The organism is Paenibacillus sp. 19GGS1-52 (assembly GCF_022369515.1).
Lineage (GTDB): Bacteria > Bacillota > Bacilli > Paenibacillales > Paenibacillaceae > Paenibacillus_AQ.
The window spans coordinates 886,837-909,774 of sequence record NZ_CP059724.1 but is presented as its reverse complement, the minus strand read 5'-3'; the positions used below and the strand labels follow the sequence as shown (position 1 = coordinate 909,774).

General features: G+C 44.9%; 15 protein-coding genes. 2 read left to right on the top strand and 13 right to left on the bottom strand.

Features of this window, described 5'->3' with window-relative positions; all coding sequences use genetic code 11:
- Positions 1 to 7: 7 nt before the first annotated feature.
- Genes H1230_RS04055 through H1230_RS04030 form a run of 6 tightly spaced genes read right to left on the bottom strand, consistent with a single transcriptional unit; the run spans position 8 to position 6,445 of the window.
- Complete coding sequence (locus H1230_RS04055) at positions 8 to 1,279, bottom strand: ABC transporter ATP-binding protein (RefSeq protein ID WP_239714355.1); 1,272 nt, start codon at positions 1,277 to 1,279, stop codon at positions 8 to 10.
- Between the two features lie 13 nt (positions 1,280 to 1,292).
- Positions 1,293 to 2,069 (bottom strand): ABC transporter permease, encoded by a 777-nt coding sequence (locus tag H1230_RS04050; RefSeq protein ID WP_239714354.1) that lies wholly within the window; start codon positions 2,067 to 2,069, stop codon positions 1,293 to 1,295.
- 12 nt (positions 2,070 to 2,081) lie between these two features.
- Positions 2,082 to 3,035, bottom strand: coding sequence for a GDP-mannose 4,6-dehydratase (locus H1230_RS04045; RefSeq protein ID WP_239714353.1), 954 nt, complete (start codon positions 3,033 to 3,035; stop codon positions 2,082 to 2,084).
- A gap of 1 nt (position 3,036) precedes the next feature.
- Positions 3,037 to 4,029: a GDP-mannose 4,6-dehydratase gene (gene gmd / locus H1230_RS04040; protein WP_239714352.1), complete on the bottom strand. Its 993-nt coding sequence runs from the start codon at positions 4,027 to 4,029 to the stop codon at positions 3,037 to 3,039.
- A gap of 45 nt (positions 4,030 to 4,074) precedes the next feature.
- On the bottom strand, positions 4,075 to 5,151 hold the full coding sequence (locus H1230_RS04035; protein ID WP_239714351.1) for a mannose-1-phosphate guanylyltransferase: 1,077 nt from the start codon (positions 5,149 to 5,151) through the stop codon (positions 4,075 to 4,077).
- 1 nt (position 5,152) lies between these two features.
- On the bottom strand, positions 5,153 to 6,445 hold the full coding sequence (locus H1230_RS04030; protein WP_239714350.1) for a glycosyltransferase: 1,293 nt from the start codon (positions 6,443 to 6,445) through the stop codon (positions 5,153 to 5,155).
- Positions 6,446 to 6,617: 172 nt separating this feature from the next.
- On the opposite strand from H1230_RS04030, the gene H1230_RS04025 reads away from it, so the two are divergent.
- On the top strand, positions 6,618 to 9,074 hold the full coding sequence (locus H1230_RS04025) for an O-antigen ligase family protein (RefSeq protein WP_239714349.1): 2,457 nt from the start codon (positions 6,618 to 6,620) through the stop codon (positions 9,072 to 9,074).
- 125 nt (positions 9,075 to 9,199) lie between these two features.
- Here H1230_RS04025 and galU read toward each other — a convergent pair whose 3' ends face one another.
- From galU to H1230_RS03995, 6 genes are all read right to left on the bottom strand, one after another.
- Positions 9,200 to 10,090, bottom strand: coding sequence for a UTP--glucose-1-phosphate uridylyltransferase GalU (gene galU / locus H1230_RS04020; RefSeq protein WP_239714348.1), 891 nt, complete (start codon positions 10,088 to 10,090; stop codon positions 9,200 to 9,202).
- 192 nt (positions 10,091 to 10,282) lie between these two features.
- Positions 10,283 to 12,805 (bottom strand): U32 family peptidase, encoded by a 2,523-nt coding sequence (locus tag H1230_RS04015; protein WP_239714347.1) that lies wholly within the window; start codon positions 12,803 to 12,805, stop codon positions 10,283 to 10,285.
- 627 nt (positions 12,806 to 13,432) lie between these two features.
- On the bottom strand, positions 13,433 to 14,104 hold the full coding sequence (locus H1230_RS04010) for an endonuclease domain-containing protein (protein WP_239714346.1): 672 nt from the start codon (positions 14,102 to 14,104) through the stop codon (positions 13,433 to 13,435).
- A 176-nt stretch (positions 14,105 to 14,280) separates the two neighbouring features.
- Positions 14,281 to 16,245, bottom strand: a complete 1,965-nt coding sequence (locus H1230_RS04005) for a copper amine oxidase N-terminal domain-containing protein (RefSeq protein ID WP_239714345.1) — start codon at positions 16,243 to 16,245, stop codon at positions 14,281 to 14,283.
- The gene (locus H1230_RS04000; protein WP_239714344.1) at positions 16,226 to 17,395 is read right to left on the bottom strand and encodes a S1C family serine protease; all 1,170 of its coding nucleotides are present in this window, start codon (positions 17,393 to 17,395) and stop codon (positions 16,226 to 16,228) included. Before H1230_RS04000 ends, H1230_RS04005 begins: the two co-directional genes overlap by 20 nt.
- 168 nt (positions 17,396 to 17,563) lie before the next feature.
- Complete coding sequence (locus H1230_RS03995) at positions 17,564 to 17,773, bottom strand: DUF2759 family protein (RefSeq protein ID WP_239714343.1); 210 nt, start codon at positions 17,771 to 17,773, stop codon at positions 17,564 to 17,566.
- A 417-nt stretch (positions 17,774 to 18,190) separates the two neighbouring features.
- Here H1230_RS03995 and H1230_RS03990 point away from each other — a divergent pair, with 417 nt between their 5' ends.
- Positions 18,191 to 19,825: a nitrite/sulfite reductase gene (locus H1230_RS03990; protein WP_239714342.1), complete on the top strand. Its 1,635-nt coding sequence runs from the start codon at positions 18,191 to 18,193 to the stop codon at positions 19,823 to 19,825.
- Between the two features lie 165 nt (positions 19,826 to 19,990).
- Here the strand turns inward: H1230_RS03990 and uvrA are convergent, their stop codons facing one another.
- Entirely contained in the window at positions 19,991 to 22,864 is a 2,874-nt protein-coding gene (gene uvrA, locus H1230_RS03985; RefSeq protein ID WP_239714341.1) for an excinuclease ABC subunit UvrA, read from the bottom strand.
- Between the last annotated feature and the right edge of the window lie 74 nt (positions 22,865 to 22,938).

Genomic DNA, 22,938 nt, shown 5'->3' with positions numbered 1-22,938 from the left:
CTCCTTTTTAAACACTTTGTTCCCAAGTATGAGCTATTTTCACAATCCCTAAATCTTTAGAAAGACTAGTGACTTGAAACGAAAACCTCTTATCGTGAAAATCATACTGGTTCCCATGTTCATCATGTACTGCTGTCGTTACTAGGTACGTTCCTGAACCTAAATTTAATGTAGGGATTTTAAAGTGAATCTCCCCTTCATCATTAGCATAAATATCTTTAATTTTATAATAGTCAATAAACGTGTTTGTACCATAACAGTGGATATGATCAATTGTGTGAATCGCTAGTCCGAATATTGGATTTTCCACCTTTTTATTACCTTTATATCTAATCTTAAGAATCATTTCATCTTCTGATAAAAAACTCAGCTTATTTTGATTATTGTAATCAGTGAAATAAACATTAGTGATCTCTACGAACCGATTCCCCCATCTTTGTGGATCGGACTTCTGTTCTGTCTCACTTATAATAATTTCTGTTTGAGTTTCTTCTATTGTTTTATTCTCATCCATAACAGTTGAAGTTTCTTGAATCAATCGATTGTTCTCCTCAGCAGCTAGATGGGAGAGATACTGATCAATAACTTTTTTTGGCTTGCCATCACTCGACACAATGCCTTTATTAATCCAAACTACTCGATCACACAGTTTTTCCATGGCACCTAAGTCATGTGATACAAAGACTATTGTTACACCTCTTGTTTTCATTTTTAATAATTGATCCATACATTTTTGTTGAAATGCAGCATCTCCTACGGCCAGTACTTCATCTATTAATAGGACATCTGGTTCGACCATTATTGCCACGGAAAAAGCGAGTCTCATATACATACCAGATGAATAGTTCCTAACTGGATTGTCAATGTACTCTTTCAGCTCTGAAAATGCAATTATTTTATCTAATTTCATTTTTATTTCTTTTTTACTCAACCCAAGTATAGCGGCATTCATAAAAATATTTTCTCTCCCTGTAAAATCGGGATGAAAACCAGCTCCAAGCTCCAATAAACTTGAAACCTTCCCCTTCACTTCTATTTCACCACTATCAGGATACAGTATTCCTGTCAATAACTTAAGTAAGGTACTTTTACCAGAACCATTTCGTCCAACAAACCCTAAGGTCTGGCCTTTCTGAATATCCAATGACACATCTTTTAATGCAAAAAACTGTTGAAAGTTATTCCTTCTTCGATTAACAATTCTATCTTTTAAGGTCGCACTTCTTTCAGAGAATATTTTAAAAGATTTGGTAACATTTTTAATGGAAATTGCATCCATTAGAGCACACTCCTTAGATCTCTTCTGCAAAATTTCTACTTAACTTAGCAAATGTAGCGTAACATATGATCAATAGTCCTATTGAAAGAACTGCTATTACTGACAAAATGGATAAATCAGGTACTTTGTTGTAAAAGAACACATCATGGAAGCCTTCCATTATAGTGGTCATCGGATTAAGATTAAATACAGTTTTCAAACCTGCGGGAATCATATCTGATGTGAAAACAATTGGTGTTAAGTAGAACCATGCCATAATAAAAACACCTATAATATGTTCTAAATCGCGAAAATAAACATTTAAGCAAGAAACCAATGTTGTTAAAGCTAGTGTGAATATAGAAAATACCACTAAGAGTATGGGAAGAAACAATAAAGGCCATCCCATTTCTATATGAGAGAATAGAAGGACTGGAAAGAGAACAATTAAACTCAATAAAAAGTTAATGATCCCACCGATAACAACTGACAGCGGAAGTATCTCTTTAGGAAAGTATATTTTTTTTACTAAACCGGCATTTCGAACAACAGCTGTAGCTCCTGATGTAAGAGATTGACTTAGAAGGTTCCAACTAATAATCCCAATAAAAAGATAAGACGTGTAGTTCTCTAGGGATATTCGCACGACATACTTAAAAATCATTGAATACACGGCGAGCATTAACAATGGATTTAAAAGCGTCCAAAAGAATCCTAAAAATGATCCTTTATACCTGGTTCTAAGATCTGTTAAAACCATACTTTCAAGCATTTGTCGATAATTATATATTTCCTTGATTTTTTTTAACATTTAACTAGCTCCTTAAATCATAATTCTCCAGTAATTCAAAATATCTTGTAACGATTTTTCGATAGAGTAAGTAGTTTCCCAACCAATATGCTCTTGAATTTTTGTTGAATCCCCTATGTAAATTGGAAACTCAGATGGTCTCATTTTATTTTCATCCTGTTTGACTTGGATATTCTTATTGAAACTCAAATCTAATAAATAAGTTAAAATATATTTTATCGCGTGAGGTTTCCCAGAACATATATTATATATTTCTCCGATTTGGCCTTTTTCAACCAACATCGTATAGGCACTTACAATATCACGTACATCTGTAAAATCTCTCTGTGCTTCTAAATTCCCCACAGAAATATTCGGTAAATGAATACCTTTTTCTATCATTACTATTTGCTTTGCAAAATCAGAAGTAACAAAACCAATATCCTGTCCTGGTCCAATGTGGTTAAAGGGTCTCGCATAAAGAAGCTTCAAGCCATATACTTTAACATACTGCTGAAATAACAATGAAGTACTGGCTTTCGATACCCCGTATGGACTTATCGGCCTTAAAACAGCTTCTTCAGTGATAGGCGTATTTTCATTGTCAATGGAACCATATTCTTCTGAAGATCCAATCATAAGCAACTTCGCACTATCAGCCACATCACTTTTACGAAGAGCTTCTAGGAGTTTAACTGTTAAAATTATGTTGGTTTCTAATGTATCCACTTTATTTTCCCAAGACATTTTAACTGAACTTTGTCCGGCTAAATGATATATTTCATGAGGTTTTATTTTATTTAGTATTTCTAAAATATCTTCTTCACTATTATAATTCATCGGAATAATTTGAATTGCAGAGTTTGCAAACATAGCATTAGGACAACTTTTTCTAGTTGTCCCAAACACTTCATATCCCTGATTGTGTAGTTCTTCAGCTAAATGAGCACCTACAAATCCCGTTATCCCTGTAATTAGTGCACGCATATTAGAGACCCGATTTTATGTCGTTTTTATAATTTGAAGATACCTTCTTCATATCACTATCAACCATCATCTTCACCAACTGTTCAAATCCAACTTCTAGTTTCCAGCCCAGTTTCTCTTTAGCATTGGTGCAATCACCAAGTAACAGATCCACTTCAGCCGGTCTTACGAACTTCTGATCAACAACAACATAATCTCTCCAGTTCAAGCCAACATGAGTAAATGCGATTTCCACCAATTCTTCAATACTGTGGGTTTCGCCAGTTGAAATCACGAAGTCCTCTGGTTTGTCCTGCTGAAGCATAAGCCACATAGCTTTTACGTAATCGCCGGCAAAACCCCAGTCTCTTTGTGCATCCAAGTTGCCCATACGCAGCTCGGTTTGCATTCCCAGTTTGATTCTTACTGCAGCATCAGTAACCTTACGGGTTACGAATTCAATACCACGACGTGGTGACTCATGATTGAATAAGATACCTGAGCAAGCATACATATTGTAGCTTTCTCTATAGTTCACAGTTATCCAATGGCCATATACTTTAGCAACTCCGTATGGGCTGCGGGGGTAGAAAGGTGTTGTTTCCTTTTGTGGTGTTTCTACTACCTTACCAAACATTTCACTGCTTGAGGCCTGGTAGAATCTTGCATCGGGTTTCGTTAAGCGTACAGCCTCCAGCATATTTGTTACTCCAATACCTGTTGCCAGTCCAGTTGAGACTGGTTGAATCCATGAAGTTGCTACAAATGATTGAGCTGCCAAGTTATATACTTCATCAGGATTAGAAATACGTACCGCATTAATTAGGGAGCCTAAATCTAGCAGGTCACCGTCAATAAATTCTATTTCATTCTTCAGGTGTTCAAGATTCTCAAGAATCGGCACACTCGTTCTGCGACGTAAACCGAATACCTTATATCCTTTAGAGAGCAAAAGTTCTGCCAAATATGAACCGTCTTGTCCTGTGATTCCTGTGATTAGTGCGTGTTTAGTCATTTCATAGTTCCCCTTTATTATTAAAAATAATTGAATATCTATAGCTTACAGATATTGTTCAAGCTTTTGCATACGCAACTCTTTGAGCAATAACTTAACCTCTTGAGCTTTGTCTTTAGTACAAATCAAAGTAACATCTTCAGTATCTACAATAATTAGATCCTCAATTCCAAGAGTAGCAATCAACTTTCCATTGCTCTCTATGATGCAGCGCTTAGTATCGAGGTTTAAAATATTACCTTTAATGACATTTCCATTTTCGTCAAGGTCGCTAATCCGTTCTAGAGCGGTCCAGCTCCCGACATCATCCCAGCCAAATACACAAGGGATAACATATATATTATTGACCTTTTCCATAATTCCATAGTCAATGGACTGGTCTGGCATTTTTAGAAACTCCGACCGAATGATTGCATCGCGGTCCTTGGATTTAAGAACGGTCTTCATTGTCTCTAATATATCATGCATTTCTGGCATAAGTTCTTTTATGTAACCTCTAATTGTCTCTATTTTCCAAATAAAAATTCCGCTATTCCAGTAGAAATTACCCGATTCCAGATAGGACTGGGCTGTTGCTAGATCAGGCTTTTCAACGAACTTATTAACTTTATGAACTGGTAATTCATTAATTTGCTGCGATTGATCGCTGCTCTCAATATAGCCGTACCCAGTTTCAGGGTATGTTGGTTGAATACCGAGTGTTACCAAATTGCTATTATCCTGTGCAACCTCTACTGCAGTTTTCAAGATTCTCACAAAACCCTCTTCATTCTCAATAATATGATCTGAAGGTATTACGATCATTGTGCTATCTGGAAAACGGTCTTCAATAATTATGGATGCAAGTCCAATACATGGTGCAGTATTGCGTCCCACTGGCTCAATAATAATATTTGCTAGTGGTAAATGCGGGATTTGCGCCTTGATCAATTCAGCATACAGTTCATTGGTAACAATGAAGATTTGGCTAATATCAATCAGTTTCTCCAGTCGCGCTATCGACTGTTGAATCATTGATTTCGTGCCTGAGATATTTAGAAACTGTTTTGGGAGGTTAGTCCGGCTTTTAGGCCAAAATCGTTCCCCTTTGCCACCTGCCATGATTACACATGTGATTGTCATTTCATCCTCCAAATTTCCACAAAGAAATATAATGCAGTCTACTCTTTATCAGTTCACCTATTGCTTGTGGAGAGAAATTTTTCTTTATATGTTCCTCACCTTTTGACGATATTTCTTTATAATAGTTTCTGTCGTCACAAAGTTTACGCATATAGCGGCTTGCATGTTCTACGTCAGGATCGGCCCAGTATTGATAAGATTTATAGGGACCGTGATCATGGTTAAGCTGTACTAAAGTATAATCCACCAAGCAAGAATTACTGTGATTCATAAAATCAGTGTTTGATGACCAGTTAGTACCTATAGCGGGTTTCCCAAGATACATAGCTTCTGCTAATCCTAGACCAAAGCCTTCACTCCGATGAAGGGATATGTAACTGTCTGTTACGGAAATCAAAGCATTGGTGTCATTTCTCGATAGCGTCTTCTCTATCAAGTAAATATTCTTGTAATTACCAATCAGTGAATGAAGCTCATCCAATTCTGGCGATCGCTGTTGCTGAGCACTGTTTACTTTAATCACTAGACCTACAGACTCATCTTCAGGTAGAAAAGCTAATTGGAAAGCTTTAATGGACGCCTGTGGATTTTTTCTGTCCTGATAACTTTTCAAGTCATACATAGAAAGAAAGAGAAAAGTGTGTTCAGGTAATTGAAAGTAAGCACGATTTCGCTTAATGTTGATCCTCACTTCGATGCTATGTGGTATCTTAACAACAGGAACTGGGCTTTTCATAGCAATAGAGTCCACAACAAACGTAGAAGGTGCCCAGATCTCATCCACTAAATTAAAGCTTTCTTTCCACTCATCAGGAAAATCAGGTAGCTCCCAATGCCAATAACCGATGTTATAACGATCTTTAAAAATGGAGTTTCCATAGTGAGCATAGATTTCAATCATTTGTTCCGCATTAATATGAAAGATATTAAGATTATACTTAGGCTCTAGTATTTCCTTATGTACCCAAGTATCATCATTCATACTTGCTGAATTCGTGCCGGTGAAATTTATAATACCAAATGGGATATCAACAGCGCTGATACTTTTAGCTGCTATTCTGCAAGACTCACCAATTCCCATCTCAGCTCTGGAGTACCCCACAAGGTTTACACCAGTAAGCTCATCCTTTGTAGGTGACAACTTAACACTCCTATGGATAGGAAAAGCCGTCTTGAGCAGCCTTTGCTTAACGCGCTGCCTAGTCTCAAAAGAGAATATCCTCACCGCTATAGGTTTAAATCTAACTGCAATTTTATAAAGTCTTTTATAAATAAGAGATTTGGCATTAGTCATAGACAACATCCAGGTTATTATTACATTTCATTTATAAAGCCTCCATGCGATTTCTTGGTAAGTTAAGCCATTTACATATAACTAATAACATCATAGAATCGGATTAAAGTAGCCCAATGATTATTCAATATGCTAAAATATTCTCGTACCTACAGGAAAAGGAGATTATAACGTGTCGAAACCAGTATACGGTAAAAATGCCGCTCAGTCGAGAATTGTTGAAAAAATCCCAGCCTCGATATGGGCGTTGGTTGTTGCTTTAATTTTGTTTTTGATCTGGACCCCATTTCAAGTAGGATTGTTTAATGGGCAGCAGGTGGACTTTGAGAAGCCAATATATGTAGCGGCCTTGCTAAGCGGGTTTATGCTGCTGGTCTGGGTTGGCCTGTACTACAAAAAGTTCAAGTTGGAAGAGCAGAGGGACTTGGTAGCGGTGTCCGCACTGTTGCTGCCTCTAACGTATGCCCTGTCGCTGTTTGTCGCTGTTTCGCATTATATGGCGATGAATATGCTGTTTATCCAGAGCATGTATGTCGCAATATTCATTATAGCTTTATATCTCTTGAAGCAAAAGCAACTAAATCTTGTCATTCAGAACGCTCTGCTTGCTATTGCTTACTTTATTGTGGGTTTTGGACTCCTGAATTGGCTAGGTAGCTGGAGTTTCGCCGGTTCTTTAGTGGGCTGGTTCTCAAACACAGTGCAGGGTGGTAAATACTTGGATGCGGTAATGACTGACTCTAACGGTCTGCGGCTCACCTCTATCTTCCAATATGCGAATACATATGCAGCCTTCCTAATGGCTTTTCTGTTTGTAGCTGTCTTCGCGCTGGTTCGCTCCCGTAAATGGTATGGAACGCTGACACATGGCTTTATGCTTGTACCCATCATTGTATCGATCCTGCTGACGCTCTCACGCGGTGGACTCGTATTGCTGCCTGTTGTGTTCATCTTGCTGCTATTATTCCTAAAGCCTGCACAGCAGCTTCTGTGGATCCTACAGCTCGGAGTAGCGGGTGTTGCTGCGCTGGCGATAACAACTCCAATAACTGATCTGGGATTAGAGCTGAGTACAAAGTATACTACTTCCGCTGCTCTCAAGGGTTGGGGATACCTGCTGGGAGCTTCCTTAATTGTGGCTGGCATCGGCTGGGTCATTCAGCGTTTCGTGGCCCCTTGGCTGCAACAGAAGTTGGGAAGCTGGGGTTCGCGTAAGCTGACTGGCTTGTGGATTCCGCTCGGATCGGTTGTACTGGTCGCAATTGTTGCGTTCCTGCTCATCGGCACAAGTGCAAGCAAGATATTGCCTGCGAATATGGAAACTCGTCTGGAGAATATCAACTTCAAACAGCACAGTGTACTCGAACGGATTACTTTTTATAAAGATGCCGTAAAGGTTATTAAAGATTACCCAATTCTCGGTACCGGAGGCGGGGGCTGGTCCTCATTGTATGAGCATTATCAGAACAACCCTTATACAAGCCGTCAGGTGCATAACTTCTTCCTCCAATACTTGATTGAGGTCGGTATTCTTGGATTTATCGTGTTTATGGGCTTTATCCTCTATATCTTCTATAAATATATTCGTGGATATGTAAAACGGGATAAAGATGAGTTCAATAATGGTTTCTTTTATCTGATCATTGCGTTGTCTATTCTCATCCACAGTCTACTGGATTTCAATATGAGTTATGCGTTTATGGGTATTCTGGTCTTTCTTGGCCTGGCTGGTATGGCAGCTGTCATGGAAAGTAAACCTCTCCGCCGAAATTGGAATACATCTTGGCTGCGTAACAGTTACTTCGCTGTCATTGCGATCGGAACTGTGTTTCTGCTCTTTCTGTCAATTGGAGCTATCAGTTCTAGTGCTGCGGCTCTGAAGGCGAAAAACCTACTGGGTGTCAGTCAATCTTACGAAGAGATCAAAGCGCCTCTGGTTGAGGCTTTGAAGGATCGCCCTTATCATCCTGAATCGGCTATGTACCTATCATCGCTGGATCAGCAGGTATTTAGCCAGACTAAAGATGAAAAATACCTTGTCGAGTCTTACAGTGTATTAACGCGCGCTCTAAAGGATGAGCCTTATAATAAGAGTCTTTTGGCCCAATTAGTAAGTTATTATGATCTGAAAGGACAAAGCGACCTGGCTTACGGCGTATACCTCGACAATGCTGATAAGTTCAACTGGGATATTGATTGGTACAATACTCTGATCAGTCGTTCCTTTACACTAGGAAATGCGGCCTTTGTACAAAAGGACGATGCTAAGAAACAACAATATTTCAAAACAGGACTGGAAGCCTACAAACATGTAGTTGACGGTGTGGAGCATCTAAAAACACTCCCTCCCGAACAAATGCAGGGACGTCCGTTCTCGGTTACTCCGGCTATTGCACTAAATGCTGGAAAAATACAGTTTATGTCAGGGGATATCAAAACCGCAGCGGCAACTTTGAAGCTGGGTCTGAGTACGGATTATACAGATGTGCAGAATCGGGAAATTGCCCGCTGGTATCTGGCTGCGCTGAAGAAAGATAGCGGTCAGGATCAGGCAGCATATGATCTCTTGATCGCTGCCGATCCAACGGAAGCAGCTCAGATTGATGCAATCGTAGCGACGAAGTACTAAGACTTCTATAAGCCATTGACAGTACCTCAAGCTAACAGTGGTCTATATGAAGGTCTCACATTAAAAAATAGCGACTCTCTGTTCATCACAGGGAGTCGCTATTTTTAGGTTTCTGGGTACAAGTATTATTGGTTAATAGCCTTCTCCGCTTCGCTGTCAATGACCTCTTTAAGATAACGGAGCAAGCCATCTCTAAGCTCCTCACGCTGAAGCGCGTAATGAATGCTGGTCTGGATGAAGCCCATTTTCTCGCCGACATCATGACGCTGACCCACGAAATCATAAGCAATAATTCGCTCTACTTCGCTTAGGCGGGCTATGGCGTCTGTGAGTTGAATTTCTCCGCCCACTCCCACCTGCTGCTCACCGAGTAGATCAAAGATGCGCGGAGTCAATATGTAGCGGCCCAATATGGCCAGATTGGAAGGCGCATCTTCTCTCTTCGGTTTCTCCACGAGCCGATTGGCCTTGTAGACACGGTCAGCCAACAGTGTGCCGTCTACGACACCGTAGCGTGACACTTCTTCCCAAGGTACAGGTTGAACACCGACTATTGAAGATTTGTATTGGTCGTAAATATCAATCATCTGCTTCAGACAAGGCGTTTCTGCTTCAACAATATCATCGCCAAGCAGTACTGCAAAAGGTTCATTGCCGATGAATTTGCGCGCGCACCAGATCGCATGTCCGAGGCCTCGTGGTTCTTTTTGGCGAATATAATGAATGTCGGCCATTTCAGACGATTTGCGGACAGATTCAAGCAGCTCCCACTTCTGCTTCTCCGCCAAACCAAACTCTAGCTCAAAGGAGGTATCGAAATGGTCTTCAATCGCTCGTTTGCCCTTGCCTGTTACGATAATGATATCCTCAATTCCGGAAGCAACCGCTTCTTCGACAATATATTGGATCGTCGGTTTATCTACAATAGGCAGCATTTCTTTAGGCATAGCTTTGGTGGCGGGCAGAAAGCGCGTGCCCAGCCCGGCAGCAGGAATTATAGCTTTACGGATTTTCATGACATAGGCTCCTTCTAACTTGATCTTTAACCCTTCAGATATCATATAATGGCATATTACTTTTAATTATAGCAGTTATAGCCGATATTTGGCAGGGTGATTGTTAGATATGGTTACAAAAAAAGAGCCAGATAGAATCAGCAGGAATAACTTCCTGCTTGTCCACCTGACTCTATATCTATTAACTCATTACTACTTGGCGTTCACCAGTTGCCCGCGTGTAACCCCAAGTTGGTTGGTCGCCTTCAGACTCTTCCATACCTGTGTGCCGGAGATTTCGCCACGCAGCGCACGGCTATATAGACTGATGACTTCCGCCACCTGCTCCGGTGTCTCTTCCAGAAACTCGACACGGAAGGAGGAGACTCCATGCTCGCGGAAATTGCTCAGATATTCAGCACCCGACTGTTCAACAGCGTTGAACACGGTGTTGCGGCAGCCTTCATCTACACGGACTGGATGAGCCATCCCGATTCGGTCTTGCAGCGAAGCCCGTTGCTCTTCGCAAGGGCGGCCACAGTTCGTAAAGTCTGTGCCTTCACTCATAAATGTACAGTATACGCAATGCTCTGTATGGAACATTGGCAAATGCTGGTGGATGACAATCTCCATGCGTGATGTATCACTGTTGCCCAGCAGATCGACCATCTGTTGGATGTTCAGGTCATATGATGGAGTTACCACATCACAGCCTGCTTCCAGGAACAGACTTACCGCCTTATGATTGGCGATGTTCAGTGAGAAGTCGCCTATGAGGCGCGGATGAACGACATCCGGGTGCTCCATGCGACTGCGCAAATAATAATACAGCGCGCCTGTGTTACGAACGAGCACCGCATCCGGCTGCAGGCGGAGAATATTGGCGTGGTAGCCATTCTCGCCCGGCATATGAATGCGTGGCGTCGCCAGCGTAATGCTGGCACCCGCAGCCCGCACAGCATCGACTGCTGCCGGGAATTGCTTGATGAATTCGAAGTCGGCGTAAATGCTGTGCACGCCGGCGTCGAGTGCAGCCTGCACCTGCGGCAGGCTGCGGCACAGCACGGTGAGCTCCGCTTCACCGTGCGGGACACCCGCGACGCCCCTAGGGGCAGCGTCGCTGTAGATCTCGACCTCCCGTTTCACGTAGACGGGAGGTTTCGGGCGCTCGCCCGCAAGCAGCTCCACCGCGCGGCGGCGGATGCTGTTCAGCTCGCGCATGGGCACAATGACGTCGCCTTCCAGGTGCGACTCCAACGCGCCAAGCTGGAAGACGGTCCCGCCGAGGCGGCCGAATTGTTCTTCCAGCAGCGCTGTGTCCATCGGGCGCTTTTGCGCATATTCCAGCGCAAGCTCCGAGTCCACACGGACGGTCGTGTTCTTCTGCACGTCCGTCCACCAGGTCGCGAGCAGTTCGCCGACGCGACCTTCGACCTTAATATCAACCGGGAAGACCCGGTACGGCTTCTCGGTCTCGTACGTTTGACGCAGCGCCTTGTCGAGCGCAGGGTCATTTGTCTTCCAGATACGGTCGCCGACATGCAGGCGACGCAGATCCACATCGTTGCGGCCAGCCACGATGTCTACGATCCAACCTTCTCCGGCTTCGCCTTCCAGCTTCACGCCTTTACGGCGCAGATCGTAGACGCGTCCGCCTTCTTCTTTTTTCGCCGGATCGCCTGCGTCAAAAACAATACCATCCCCCCGCTTAAGTGGGGCATGAATACGGCAGACTACGCCATCGCGTAGAATTTGCTCAACGGTTCCCATATAGACACCCCGACTTTTCGGGAAGGTGCCGTCCACCAGCATTTTATTGTTCGTTCCGTCCAAGAAGCCATGCGTGAAGCCACGGGAGAAACTCTGCTCCAGCTCGCGCATCTCTTCTTTGGACGGCTCTGACCAGACTCCGTCAAAATAACGGTCGATCGCCTTGCGGTATTTGCTAACCACGTTGGCTACATATTCCGGGCTTTTGAGCCGGCCTTCGATTTTGAAGGAGGTTACTCCCGCCTCGATCAGCTCCGGCATAAGATCAATCGCGGCCAAATCCTTAGGTGAGAGCAAATAAGTCACGTCGCCCATTGGCTTAATCACTCCGTCCACCATCAGGTCATACGGCAAGCGGCAGGCTTGTGCGCATTCGCCACGGTTCGCGGAACGTCCACCCCACATCTCTGAGGTCAGACATTGACCCGAATAAGAGACGCATAGCGCACCATGCACGAATACTTCCATGGGCAGGCGGGCTTGCTCTCCAATCGTACGGATCTGCTTCAGATTGTTCTCGCGGCCCAGCACCACGCGCTCCAGCGAGAACGGCTTCGTAAACTCCACCGCCTCCGGCGAAGTAATCGTCATCTGCGTCGAGCCATGAATCGGGAAATCCGGTGAGATTTCACGGATCATTTTGACCAGACCTAAATCCTGTACAATCACTGCATCCACACCAGCATCTACGCAGGTATCAATCAGTTCCTTTGCCTCAAGCAGTTCATTCTCGAACACCAATATATTAAAGGTCAGGAACCCTTTCACACCATAACTGTGCAGGAACGCCATAATTTCCGGCAACTCGTCTGAGCGGAAATTGTTCGCTCTAGCCCGTGCATTAAATTTCTCTACGCCAAAAAAGACCGCGTCCGCCCCGTTCGCCACCGCTGCACGCATGCACTCCCAGTCACCTGCCGGAGCTAACAGCTCCACGTCTTGTCTGCGTATTTCTTGCTTATTCATTTATATCCTCCCAAACCGCCGCAAGGCGGGTCATTTCTAGATGTTTAACTTATTGATTGTATCAAATATCACACCTCCGCGCCACGTATTTACCACATTTTTATAGAAAAAGTGGAGATATTCACAATCAACCGTATACATATGCTGCTAGAAGTACACATCACACATTACACATTGAACATCGTACATCGCATGTCCGTATATCTTCGAATCCAGAGGCATACACACACCTGAGGTTTCCTAAATGCCCCCAATATCTTTAGCACTCGCTGAATAGTTGCCACTTAGCCTCCCTCGTTAGAAGCGCAGACTTATGCATCTCATAAACCAGCCTATAAGTAACCTGATTTTTAGCTAGCCTTCCTCAAAATGTTGTATAAAATCCAGCTTTGCGAGGCATATTCTGCCTACAACGATTAAATACTGTACGAAATCCAACATTTCCATTCTCCGATGGCATCGTTAGAGAGGAATCCTGTATTTAGTACAACAATACGTTGAATCACGGCTTTTTTCACGGTGAATGTTGTAAAAAATACAGGATTTCTGCGGAAGCATCCATCATGCTCAGCCACCCTCTGCTCTGCCTTTTCCTTTTCCCCTGCCTCAGATCCTTAACTCCCCCTCTTAAAAAAACTTCGAGGAGAGTCCTTCCACTGGTTCATAGGCACATATATATTTATTCTTGATAATCGGTCGTAACATGCCCTTAACAACCATGCGCTGCAGCCACTTGCGGGCTGTACGAAAGTCCACCTCATATCGATTTATGACATCCTTGGGACGGATGGACTTCCCTAAATTCCACGCCAGACGTATAAGTTCATGCTCTATGGGAGTAGCCGGATTTGTAGTACTATTCCTCATCAGCGAAGGACCAACCACCATCTGCAACAGCATCCGGCAGATCTCGGGGCGGTTCTGCACATCATCGACTGAGAAGTGAATGACTTTCCAGCCCATCCCCGCCAAAAAAGTGTCCCTGTTTAAGGAGTAACTGAATCTCTCCCGATCCATGTCCTTGATGTGACTTTGAAACCCGTCACACTCCAGCCCAAAGCGACCAAAGGGCGGAAGGAAAGCAAAATCCATAAATTGCGACTTCCGGTTCCAATCGTACACTTCATATTCCGGATGCAAATCATTGAAGTTACCGAACAATGGCCACCAGACATTGTGCAGAAATAGCTTTTCCGCATACGAATGTCCTCTCTGCAAACGCCCTCTCCGTTCCCCTGTTCTAAGGGTTAAGTGTCGATCCAGCAATAATTGATGCGCCTCTTCAAATTCCACAGTCATCCTCCTCATTTATTCCTTTTTATCCATAAAAAAGAACGCCCCTCTGCCGAATTTGGCATGAAAGGACGTTCTTCGTCTGAGTAAATTATATCATTCGAATATTAGAGCGGCAATTGTCACCACAATGGACAATGCACAATCGCAGAATAATTGCGGTATTTCATCCGTTTTGCCTCTTAGCTCCCATCCCCCGTAAACCGGAACGATTGCAGCGTTTGGTCGAGGATGGCTTGCTGCTCCGCAGTAGCATTGGCATCATCCAGCGAAAGAGTGATCGTGTAGACCACTTCATTTTTACTGAAAATTATTTGCTTGATAAGGCTAGGAATGCCGCTTTTGCTCTGATGCACAATAAGGGTCGTAGCGGGTTGACCGGCAAAAGTTGACTCTACTACACTTTCAACTCGCGGACCCTTGGGATCAGCGTTTTTGTTCTGATAGTAATCCTTGAGCAGATTCACGGCATATTCTACGGACCCCTCCGGGTTCGCATAGATCTGGAACCGCCCGCCGGTGAAACGATATTCTATATTCTGCATCTCAAAGGCATCCTGATAAGGGGTCCAGAGACGCGGAATATCTACGACGAAACTGTAGGTTTTGGATATTTTGGTGATTGATTTATTTTTGAGTGCGGTGTAATCATCCACGTCCAGCCGCCCAAAGTTCTTTTTAATAAGGTCAAAATCAATATCAATAGTAGCTAAAATATCTGCGAATCGAGCCTTATCGGCCTCCTCACCCGCAGGTGTCATATATTGAAAATAATAGCGGTAACCATTCTTTAACAGCAGCACCTGATATTCTGTTGCCCAGCCATTGCCGAAATTAAGCTGCATTTCATTGATCTGCGCCTGCACACCGGATACATCGGCCATAGTGCTTCCTTTTAGTGCATAAGCAGTTGGGACAAAACTCTCGCGAGTCTTAGCTCCCAGTTCCTCTGACCAGGTGTTCAGAGTAGAACCAGAGGGCGCTGACGTTACCTTCACATTTAACTGGCTGCCCTGGTTACTTTCAAAAAGCAGATGCTGTTCATCCATGCTCCAGTTGGCGGGAATTTGCAGGGAAATTCCATAATCTTCATTGTAGGCTGGACGCAGGCCATTCACTACGGTGGAAAGATCACGAATTTTCTTATCCTTGGTGTCAAAAGAAGGCTGGAAGGAGTTCAGTAGTCCATTATATTTATCGAGATCTTTATAATTAACGGCTTTATCATCCGTCAGATAAATCTCATATAATCTCCCGTCAGCGTAGTATTGTCTGCTTTCCCATATGGCTCCACTGGTATCTTTACTAACAATTCGCGCATACGGAACGGGACCTTGCGGGAATGTCTCCCGGTCAAGAACTGTTTCCCCGCCCTCCTCTGCATCACGAACCAGCTGTTCCAGCATTTCCTCAGGTTCTACCGAAACCTCCTGCAGCGTTGCATGAACCTCCAGATAATAAAGGTTCTCCGCACTCATAAAAGTAGCTACACTCTCATTTCCGCCACTGTCACCCACAATAAGTCCAGAAGGATAATTCATGTTCCATTGGAAGTAGCTGTTCCCTATTCGAGTCTTGCCTACATCGCTGTCTATTCCATTCTCGACTGGAGTCTCTTCATCGCTCTCAGCGGGAACAAGAGTAACCCGAAGCTCTCCACCGTTCCCTGGAGAAATTCTCGCTCCCAGCACTCCTGCCACATAACGCAGCGGCACCATCAGCACATCTCCAACCATATGCGGTGGTGCGGTCAGCTTAATCTTGACTCCATCCTTCCAAGCGGTTAAGCTGCCAATCGTCATTGCCCCTGTGTGCGGGCCATACATGACTTTCACTACATTATCCTCTTCTAGGGAAACTGTGCTGCCAAATGCTTTTTTGAAAACACCAAGGGGGACCATTACGGTTCCATTCTCTATAAAAGGCTGCTGGATCACGATTTTTTTCCCATTTACTGTAGCCGCAGTACTGCCAACCTTAAAACTGAATTGGAGCTTAGCAACTTCTGCCGCTTGTACTGTCTTTGCAGGCAGCAGAGTCAGCAACATTAGTAAAGCCAGCAGAATAGACATCCCCCGCACTGCGATTTTACTTCCCATCTTCCATTCCCCCTGATCCGCATCCACCTTACTCATCTTTTTGCCCATCGCCATCCGCTCCAGAGTCTTCTCCGCCCATCAGGGGATCACCCTGACCGAGCACTAACTTGCGGACAACGATATCGCCATCACTCTGCATCAGCAACCGGACAGTTGCGCCCGGTACGTAGCTTTTGAACAATTCGTTAATATCAATCAAGGAGGTGACACGGTGACCATCAATGCTGTACAGGTCATCCCCCGCAGTAATGCCTGCCTTTCGCGCCGATGCTGCATCCACCTTGGTTACCTTCAATGGATCTCCCGTAGGAATCCCCACTATGGCGGACCAGCTTTCCTCCAGCTCCAGACCCAGACTTGGGCGTTTGACCTCACCATACTTAAACAGCTGATTCATAATATATTGCACGGTTGCAGCCGGGATAGCGAAGCCCATGTTCTCCACGCCAACCGCAGAATACTTCAGGCTGTTAATTCCCAGCACTTCACCTTTCATATTAAGCAGTGGTCCCCCGCTATTGCCGGGATTAATCGCCGTATCACTCTGGATAAGCCGATAGGCTGCATCTACTTTGCGATTAAGTCCACTAATAACGCCTACGGTTGCCGAGTTTCTTAGCGAAAAGGATATCGGTGTCCCAATAGCAATAACCTTTTCTCCAACCAGAGGATCGATTGCTGCTGCGGCAAATTTGGCTGGCTTCAGGGACTTAGCATTGATCTTGATCAGCGCCAAATCGCTATACTCATCTGCATAGCTCTCAGTAATACTGTACTTTTTGGCATCCGAGGTCACCACTACGACATTCTGCAAATCCTTGATCACATGTGCGTTGGTTATAATCCAGCCATTGCTTTTGACAATTATGCCAGACCCATGGGTTAGATTATAACGGTCATCGGGTCCACTAGAGTGTTCTCCCGCGGATTTACCGATAATGCCAACTACTGATGGAGCAGTAGCTTCTATAATTTGTGGCACTAGGTCCTCAGAATTTACTAGATTCTTCAACTTGCTAACTGATGCAGCAACGCCAAACTCTTTGATAACCTTTCCTGAGATGCCTTCGCTGAGCTGTAATCCATTTGTAGAAGCGAAACCAAGCGCTGAAGCATCTCCTCCCCAACCTACGGACAACAGTATTCCGCACAGCAATAAGCTTAAGCCTGTCTTCCCCCTGCGTTTCTCTCTCCCCATCACCCTTCACCGGACCCTCTCTCTTAATCCCTGATACATCTTTTGTGTGAAATCTATAACTCTCTATATTTTTAAAAAGACGCCTTCAACTGCCGCCGAGGGCGCTAAAGGTGTCTTTTAGTAGAAAACTGTGCAATTATTACCGCCTAGACAGGCGGTGCTCTTAAGTTAACTTACCCAGTTCATAACCATGGCGTAATCGGAGATCACAAACACAATCAAGCTTACAGCTCCGAAGGCAATCGCAAATTTATTCTTCTGCGGGGCTTTCAACAACCGGACGACACCGACTAATATAAGAATGGTGAACAAAATCATGAATACATCGAAGGTATGAAATTTAGACGGTCCTTGCGCGGCAGCTTCTGCAAGCAGCATGGCATTACCTCCTCGAAAGTTTTGTCAAAGTCCCCATATTACCTTCTATGTTATCGCTACCATTTCGGTGACGCAATAGTTAATTCATAAAAAAACATCTTTTTGTCGCAAAAATATACTTATGAGCATTTTTTTCAGCGTCAATAATGACATTAATCATTGACGAGTTGAATAAAAGTCTAATTTTCAAGGAACGAAGTCTCTCTATGAATCTTACTACGGACATGCCCCAGATATACCTATTTCATTTATTAGAAATTCCTTAATTTGGTATAAGGAATCGTTATGGACATTGCTACAACTTTCACATACGGTAAAACCTAATTATGTTACCATCGAACATGTTATCTTACTGATTTCATTGAGAAATATAGAGCAACTATATTGATTCAAGCTAGATTTGAGGAGGGTTCACCTATGGCTTACGATCCGATTTGGACGGCTAATCCAGATAAACTGAGCAAGTTTGAATTCGTTAAACTGGAAAAAGACGGTCTGGACGTTATTCGCACCATTATCGAAGAATATGCAATAAACGGCTATGACTCCATCACCGCTGAAGATATGGACCGTTTCAAGTGGGCGGGTGTCTATCAGCAGAAACCAAGAGATGGCCACTTCATGATGCGGGTGCGGATCAATACAGGCATCATGACCGCTGCGCAGGCGCGGGCACTTGCCGAGATCGCCAGATTGTACGGCAGAGAGCTCATCGACATCACAACCCGCCAAGCGATCCAGTTCCACTGGCTGAGAGTTGAGAACCTGCCGGATATTTTCAAACGTCTGGAAGCTGTTTCTCTTTATTCCTACGAAGCCTGCGGCGATTGTCCGCGAACGATCGTGGGCAACCCGCTGGCAGGTATCGACAAGCATGAACTCATGGACACTACGGAGCTTGTGGAAGAGATCAATAGCTTTTTCGTATTGAATCGTGACTTCTCTAACCTGCCGCGCAAATTCAAAATGTCCATCTCAGCCAATATTTATAACAACGCACAAGCGGAGATCAATGACCTTGCCTATACTCCAGCTGTCAAAATCATCGACGGAAACGAAGTTGCCGGCTTCCATCTAATGGTGGGTGGTGGACTGTCCGCCAAGCCGCATTTGGCCCAAAAGCTCGATGTATTCGTTCGGCCAGAGGAAACACTCAAGGTCGCCATTGGCGTCATTACCCTCTTCCGGGATCATGGATATCGTGAGAAACGGCATCATGCTCGCCTGAAATTCCTTGTTGCTGACTGGGGTGCGGAGAAATTCCAGGAAGAATTGATTAAGCTTGTAGGTGAGCTTCCGACACGTGGTGAGGACAAGACTGTCGGCTGGCAAGCTGCCTACTTCGATGGTATCCATCCGCAGCGACAAGAAGGGCTTAACTACGTTGGCCTGAATGTTCCGGTCGGACGTTTAAATACAGAAGAGCTGCTGCAACTGGCAGAGCTGGCTGAAGTTTACGGTGACGGCAGACTCCGCACCACCATGTCGAAAAATATCATTCTTAGCGGTATAGCAGACGATAAGCTTGTGGCCCTGCTGCAAGCGCCGGTCCTGCAGCGCCTAAGTCCAACGCCGCCAAATTTCATCAGCCGTACGGTATCCTGCACCGGCAACGAGTTCTGCAGTCTCGCTATCGTTGAGACGAAGAAACGTGCCGTCAGTGTCGCCGAATACCTCGATGAGCATGTGGAGCTTGATGAGTTGCTGCGCATTCATTTCATTGGCTGCCCTAATGCCTGCGGACAAAAGCAGGTAGCTGACATTGGCCTTCAGGGTTCACTGATCAAGACACCTGACGGTATGATTGATGCCTTCGACATCGCCGTTGGCGGTACGTTAGGGGGTGGCGATCTGCGCCCTCCGGCCCAATTCGCCCGTCCACTAAAAGGGCGTGTAAAGGGTGACCGTGTGGCACCCGTACTTGCGCAGCTAATCTCCTTCTATAAAGAACAACGTATTCCTGATGAGAACTTCCATGAGTTTACCGAACGAGTAGGCATCCCCGCTATTCAGGAGCAACTGACCGCAATTCTAGCGGCTGAGGCCTCCTAGTAGCTGATTGCTCTAACATCACTAAGGGGAAATCTTCTAGCTTTTCAGACGTACGGCATATTAAAGGCCACGGTATCTCGCCGTGGCCCTATTTATGTTTATAGTTGTCTGTGACTGAATCTGGCTCTGCTTCCACATTAGTCGCTTAGTGCTGCGGCTCTCGTCTCAGACTGTTTGCGAGGTCTGCAGCATAAGAGCTTCAGTCCGCTCCGTATCGCGGATCAGTACTGGCTTCAAATACTTGCCAGTGTAAGATTCCGTAACCGTTATAATCTTCTCTGGTGTTCCTACCGCCAGTACAGTTCCCCCGCCACTTCCACCTTCTGGTCCCATATCGATGATATAATCGGCTGTCTTAATAACATCCAGATTATGCTCAATCACGAGCACAGATTCGCCAGAGTCTACTAAGCGGTGCAGTACCTCAAGCAGACGACCAATATCATCCACATGCAGACCTGTTGTTGGTTCATCCAGAATGTAGAGTGTCTTGCCAGTGCTACGGCGATATAACTCGGAAGCAAGCTTCACGCGCTGCGCTTCGCCGCCGGACAGAGTTGTTCCCGATTGACCAATCTTAATATAGCCGAGACCGACATCTAGCAGAGTCTGCATTTTACGGTGAATACGTGGAATATTTTGAAAAAAGTCTACTGCATCCTCTACCGTCATTTCCAAGACGTCCGAAATATTTTTCCCTTTATACTTCACTTCCATCGTTTCGCGGTTATAACGTTTGCCTTTACAGATTTCGCAAGGAACGTATACATCCGGCAAAAAGTGCATCTCGATCTTGATAATTCCGTCTCCACGGCAAGCTTCACAACGACCGCCCTTCACGTTAAAGCTGAACCGGCCCTTCTGAAAACCGCGGATTTTGGCCTCATTGGTCTTGGAGAACAAATCACGGATATCGTCGAATACCCCTGTATAGGTTGCCGGATTGGAGCGTGGTGTGCGTCCGATTGGCGACTGGTCAATCTCAATTACCTTATCCAGATGCTCCAGCCCTCTGATTTCCTTATGGAGACCCGGACGTACCTTCACTGCCTTGTTCAGCTGCCGTGCCAGACTCTTATACAGAATCTCGTTAATGAGCGAGGATTTACCGGAGCCGGATACACCTGTCACTGCGGTAAATACCCCAAGGGGGATCTTAACATTCACATTCTTCAGGTTGTTCTCTCTAGCACCACGGATTTCCAACCAACGATCATCGGTAGGACGCCGTTTGGAGGTGACGGGGATGAACTTGCGTCCACTTAAATAATCACCAGTCAAGGAATTCGGATCATTCATAATCTCTGCCGGTGTCCCTTGAGCAATAATCTGCCCGCCATGGATGCCAGCACCTGGACCGATATCTATAATATAATCAGCAGCCATCATCGTATCCTCGTCATGCTCCACAACGATCAGCGTATTGCCAAGGTCACGCATATGTGCCAGCGTGGAGATAAGGCGTTCATTATCCCGTTGATGCAGGCCAATACTAGGCTCATCCAGAATATACAATACTCCCATCAGACTCGAACCAATCTGGGTAGCCAAGCGGATACGCTGTGCTTCACCGCCAGACAATGAACCTGCTGCACGACTTAACGATAAATAATCCAGCCCCACATTTACCAGGAAGCCGAGCCGACTGCGAATTTCCTTGAGAATCAGGTTAGCGATAGCTGTCTCTTTTTCACTCAGCATAATCTCTTCAAAAAATCCCAAGCAATCCCCAATAGAAAGATCCGTCACATCGGCAACATTCTGATCGTTGATCGTCACTGCTAATATCTCTTTCTTTAGACGTTTGCCTTTGCAGACATGGCAAGGCTTGGCACTCATAAAGCCTTCGATGAATTCACGGATGCCGTCGGACGCGGTCTCGCGGTAACGCCGTTCCAGATTGGGAATAATACCTTCAAAGGCAACCATGGCATCCTTCTTCTGGCCAAAGTCATTCTCATAACGAAAACGGATCTTCTCGCTGCCCGTGCCGTTCAGCAGCTTAGTCATTTGCTCGGGGGTCAGGCTGCTAACCGGAACGTTCTGTGGAATCTCGAAATGCTCACAGACCGACTTCAGAAATTGCGGATAGTAATTGGATGTACTGCCCGTCCAGGCTAGAAATGCGCCTTCTGCGATGCTTTTCTCGGCATCCGGGATCAGTAGATCCGGGTCAACTACCATCTTCATTCCAAGACCGTCACACTCTGTGCAAGCCCCGAACGGACTGTTGAAAGAGAACATACGCGGTGCCAGCTCTTCAATGCTGAACCCGCAGACCGGACAAGCAAAATTGGAACTGAACAACAGCTCCTCCTGGCCAATAATATCGACAAGAATCCTGCCTCCCGACAGCTTCAGCGCCGTTTCGATCGAATCCGTCAGACGTGTCTCAACATCATCCTTAATCACAATACGGTCCACAACCACTTCGATCGTATGCTTCTTATTCTTCTCCAGTTCAATATCCTCAGATAAATCACGCAGCTCGCCATCCACACGAACGCGGACGAACCCTTGCTTGGAAATATCGGTAAACAGACCCTTGTGCTCCCCTTTACGCCCCGAAATAATCGGAGCCAGAATCTGCAGACGCGTCTTCTCAGGATACTGCGTAATCCGGTCAACCATCTGTTCAACGGTCTGGGAGGTTATCTCAATGCCGTGGTCCGGACAATGAGGATGGCCAATCCGGGCAAACAGCAGCCGCAAATAATCATAAATCTCCGTCACTGTACCTACCGTGGAACGTGGGTTACGGCTCGTAGTTTTCTGATCAATGGATATGGCCGGGGATAAACCTTCTATAGAATCAACATCCGGCTTCTCCATTTGACCTAGAAACTGGCGCGCATAAGACGACAAGGATTCGACATAACGCCGTTGGCCTTCCGCATAAATGGTATCGAACGCGAGTGAAGATTTGCCTGAACCGCTCAGCCCCGTCAGCACGACGAAGCGGTCACGTGGAATCGTCACATCGATATTCTTGAGATTGTGCGCCCTCGCGCCTTTAATTACTATATTTTCGATCGCCAACGGTATAACATCTCCTCAGTTAAAAAAAATTAAAAGATATTTTCTGAAATATTTTCGATCCCTCCCAAACCCTC

Bases quoted from the DNA above. Each gene is read 5' to 3' on its own strand.
- H1230_RS04055 (WP_239714355.1), bottom strand. From the start codon at position 1,279: ATGGATGCAATTTCCATTAAAAATGTTACCAAATCTTTTAAAATATTC.
- H1230_RS04050 (WP_239714354.1), bottom strand. From the start codon at position 2,069: ATGTTAAAAAAAATCAAGGAAATATATAATTATCGACAAATGCTTGAA.
- H1230_RS04045 (WP_239714353.1), bottom strand. From the start codon at position 3,035: ATGCGTGCACTAATTACAGGGATAACGGGATTTGTAGGTGCTCATTTA.
- gmd (WP_239714352.1), bottom strand. From the start codon at position 4,029: ATGACTAAACACGCACTAATCACAGGAATCACAGGACAAGACGGTTCA.
- H1230_RS04035 (WP_239714351.1), bottom strand. From the start codon at position 5,151: ATGACAATCACATGTGTAATCATGGCAGGTGGCAAAGGGGAACGATTT.
- H1230_RS04030 (WP_239714350.1), bottom strand. From the start codon at position 6,445: ATGACTAATGCCAAATCTCTTATTTATAAAAGACTTTATAAAATTGCA.
- galU (WP_239714348.1), bottom strand. From the start codon at position 10,090: ATGAAAATCCGTAAAGCTATAATTCCTGCTGCCGGGCTGGGCACGCGC.
- H1230_RS04015 (WP_239714347.1), bottom strand. From the start codon at position 12,805: ATGAATAAGCAAGAAATACGCAGACAAGACGTGGAGCTGTTAGCTCCG.
- H1230_RS04010 (WP_239714346.1), bottom strand. From the start codon at position 14,104: ATGACTGTGGAATTTGAAGAGGCGCATCAATTATTGCTGGATCGACAC.
- H1230_RS04005 (WP_239714345.1), bottom strand. From the start codon at position 16,245: ATGGGCAAAAAGATGAGTAAGGTGGATGCGGATCAGGGGGAATGGAAG.
- H1230_RS04000 (WP_239714344.1), bottom strand. From the start codon at position 17,395: ATGGGGAGAGAGAAACGCAGGGGGAAGACAGGCTTAAGCTTATTGCTG.
- H1230_RS03995 (WP_239714343.1), bottom strand. From the start codon at position 17,773: ATGCTGCTTGCAGAAGCTGCCGCGCAAGGACCGTCTAAATTTCATACC.
- H1230_RS03990 (WP_239714342.1), top strand. From the start codon at position 18,191: ATGGCTTACGATCCGATTTGGACGGCTAATCCAGATAAACTGAGCAAG.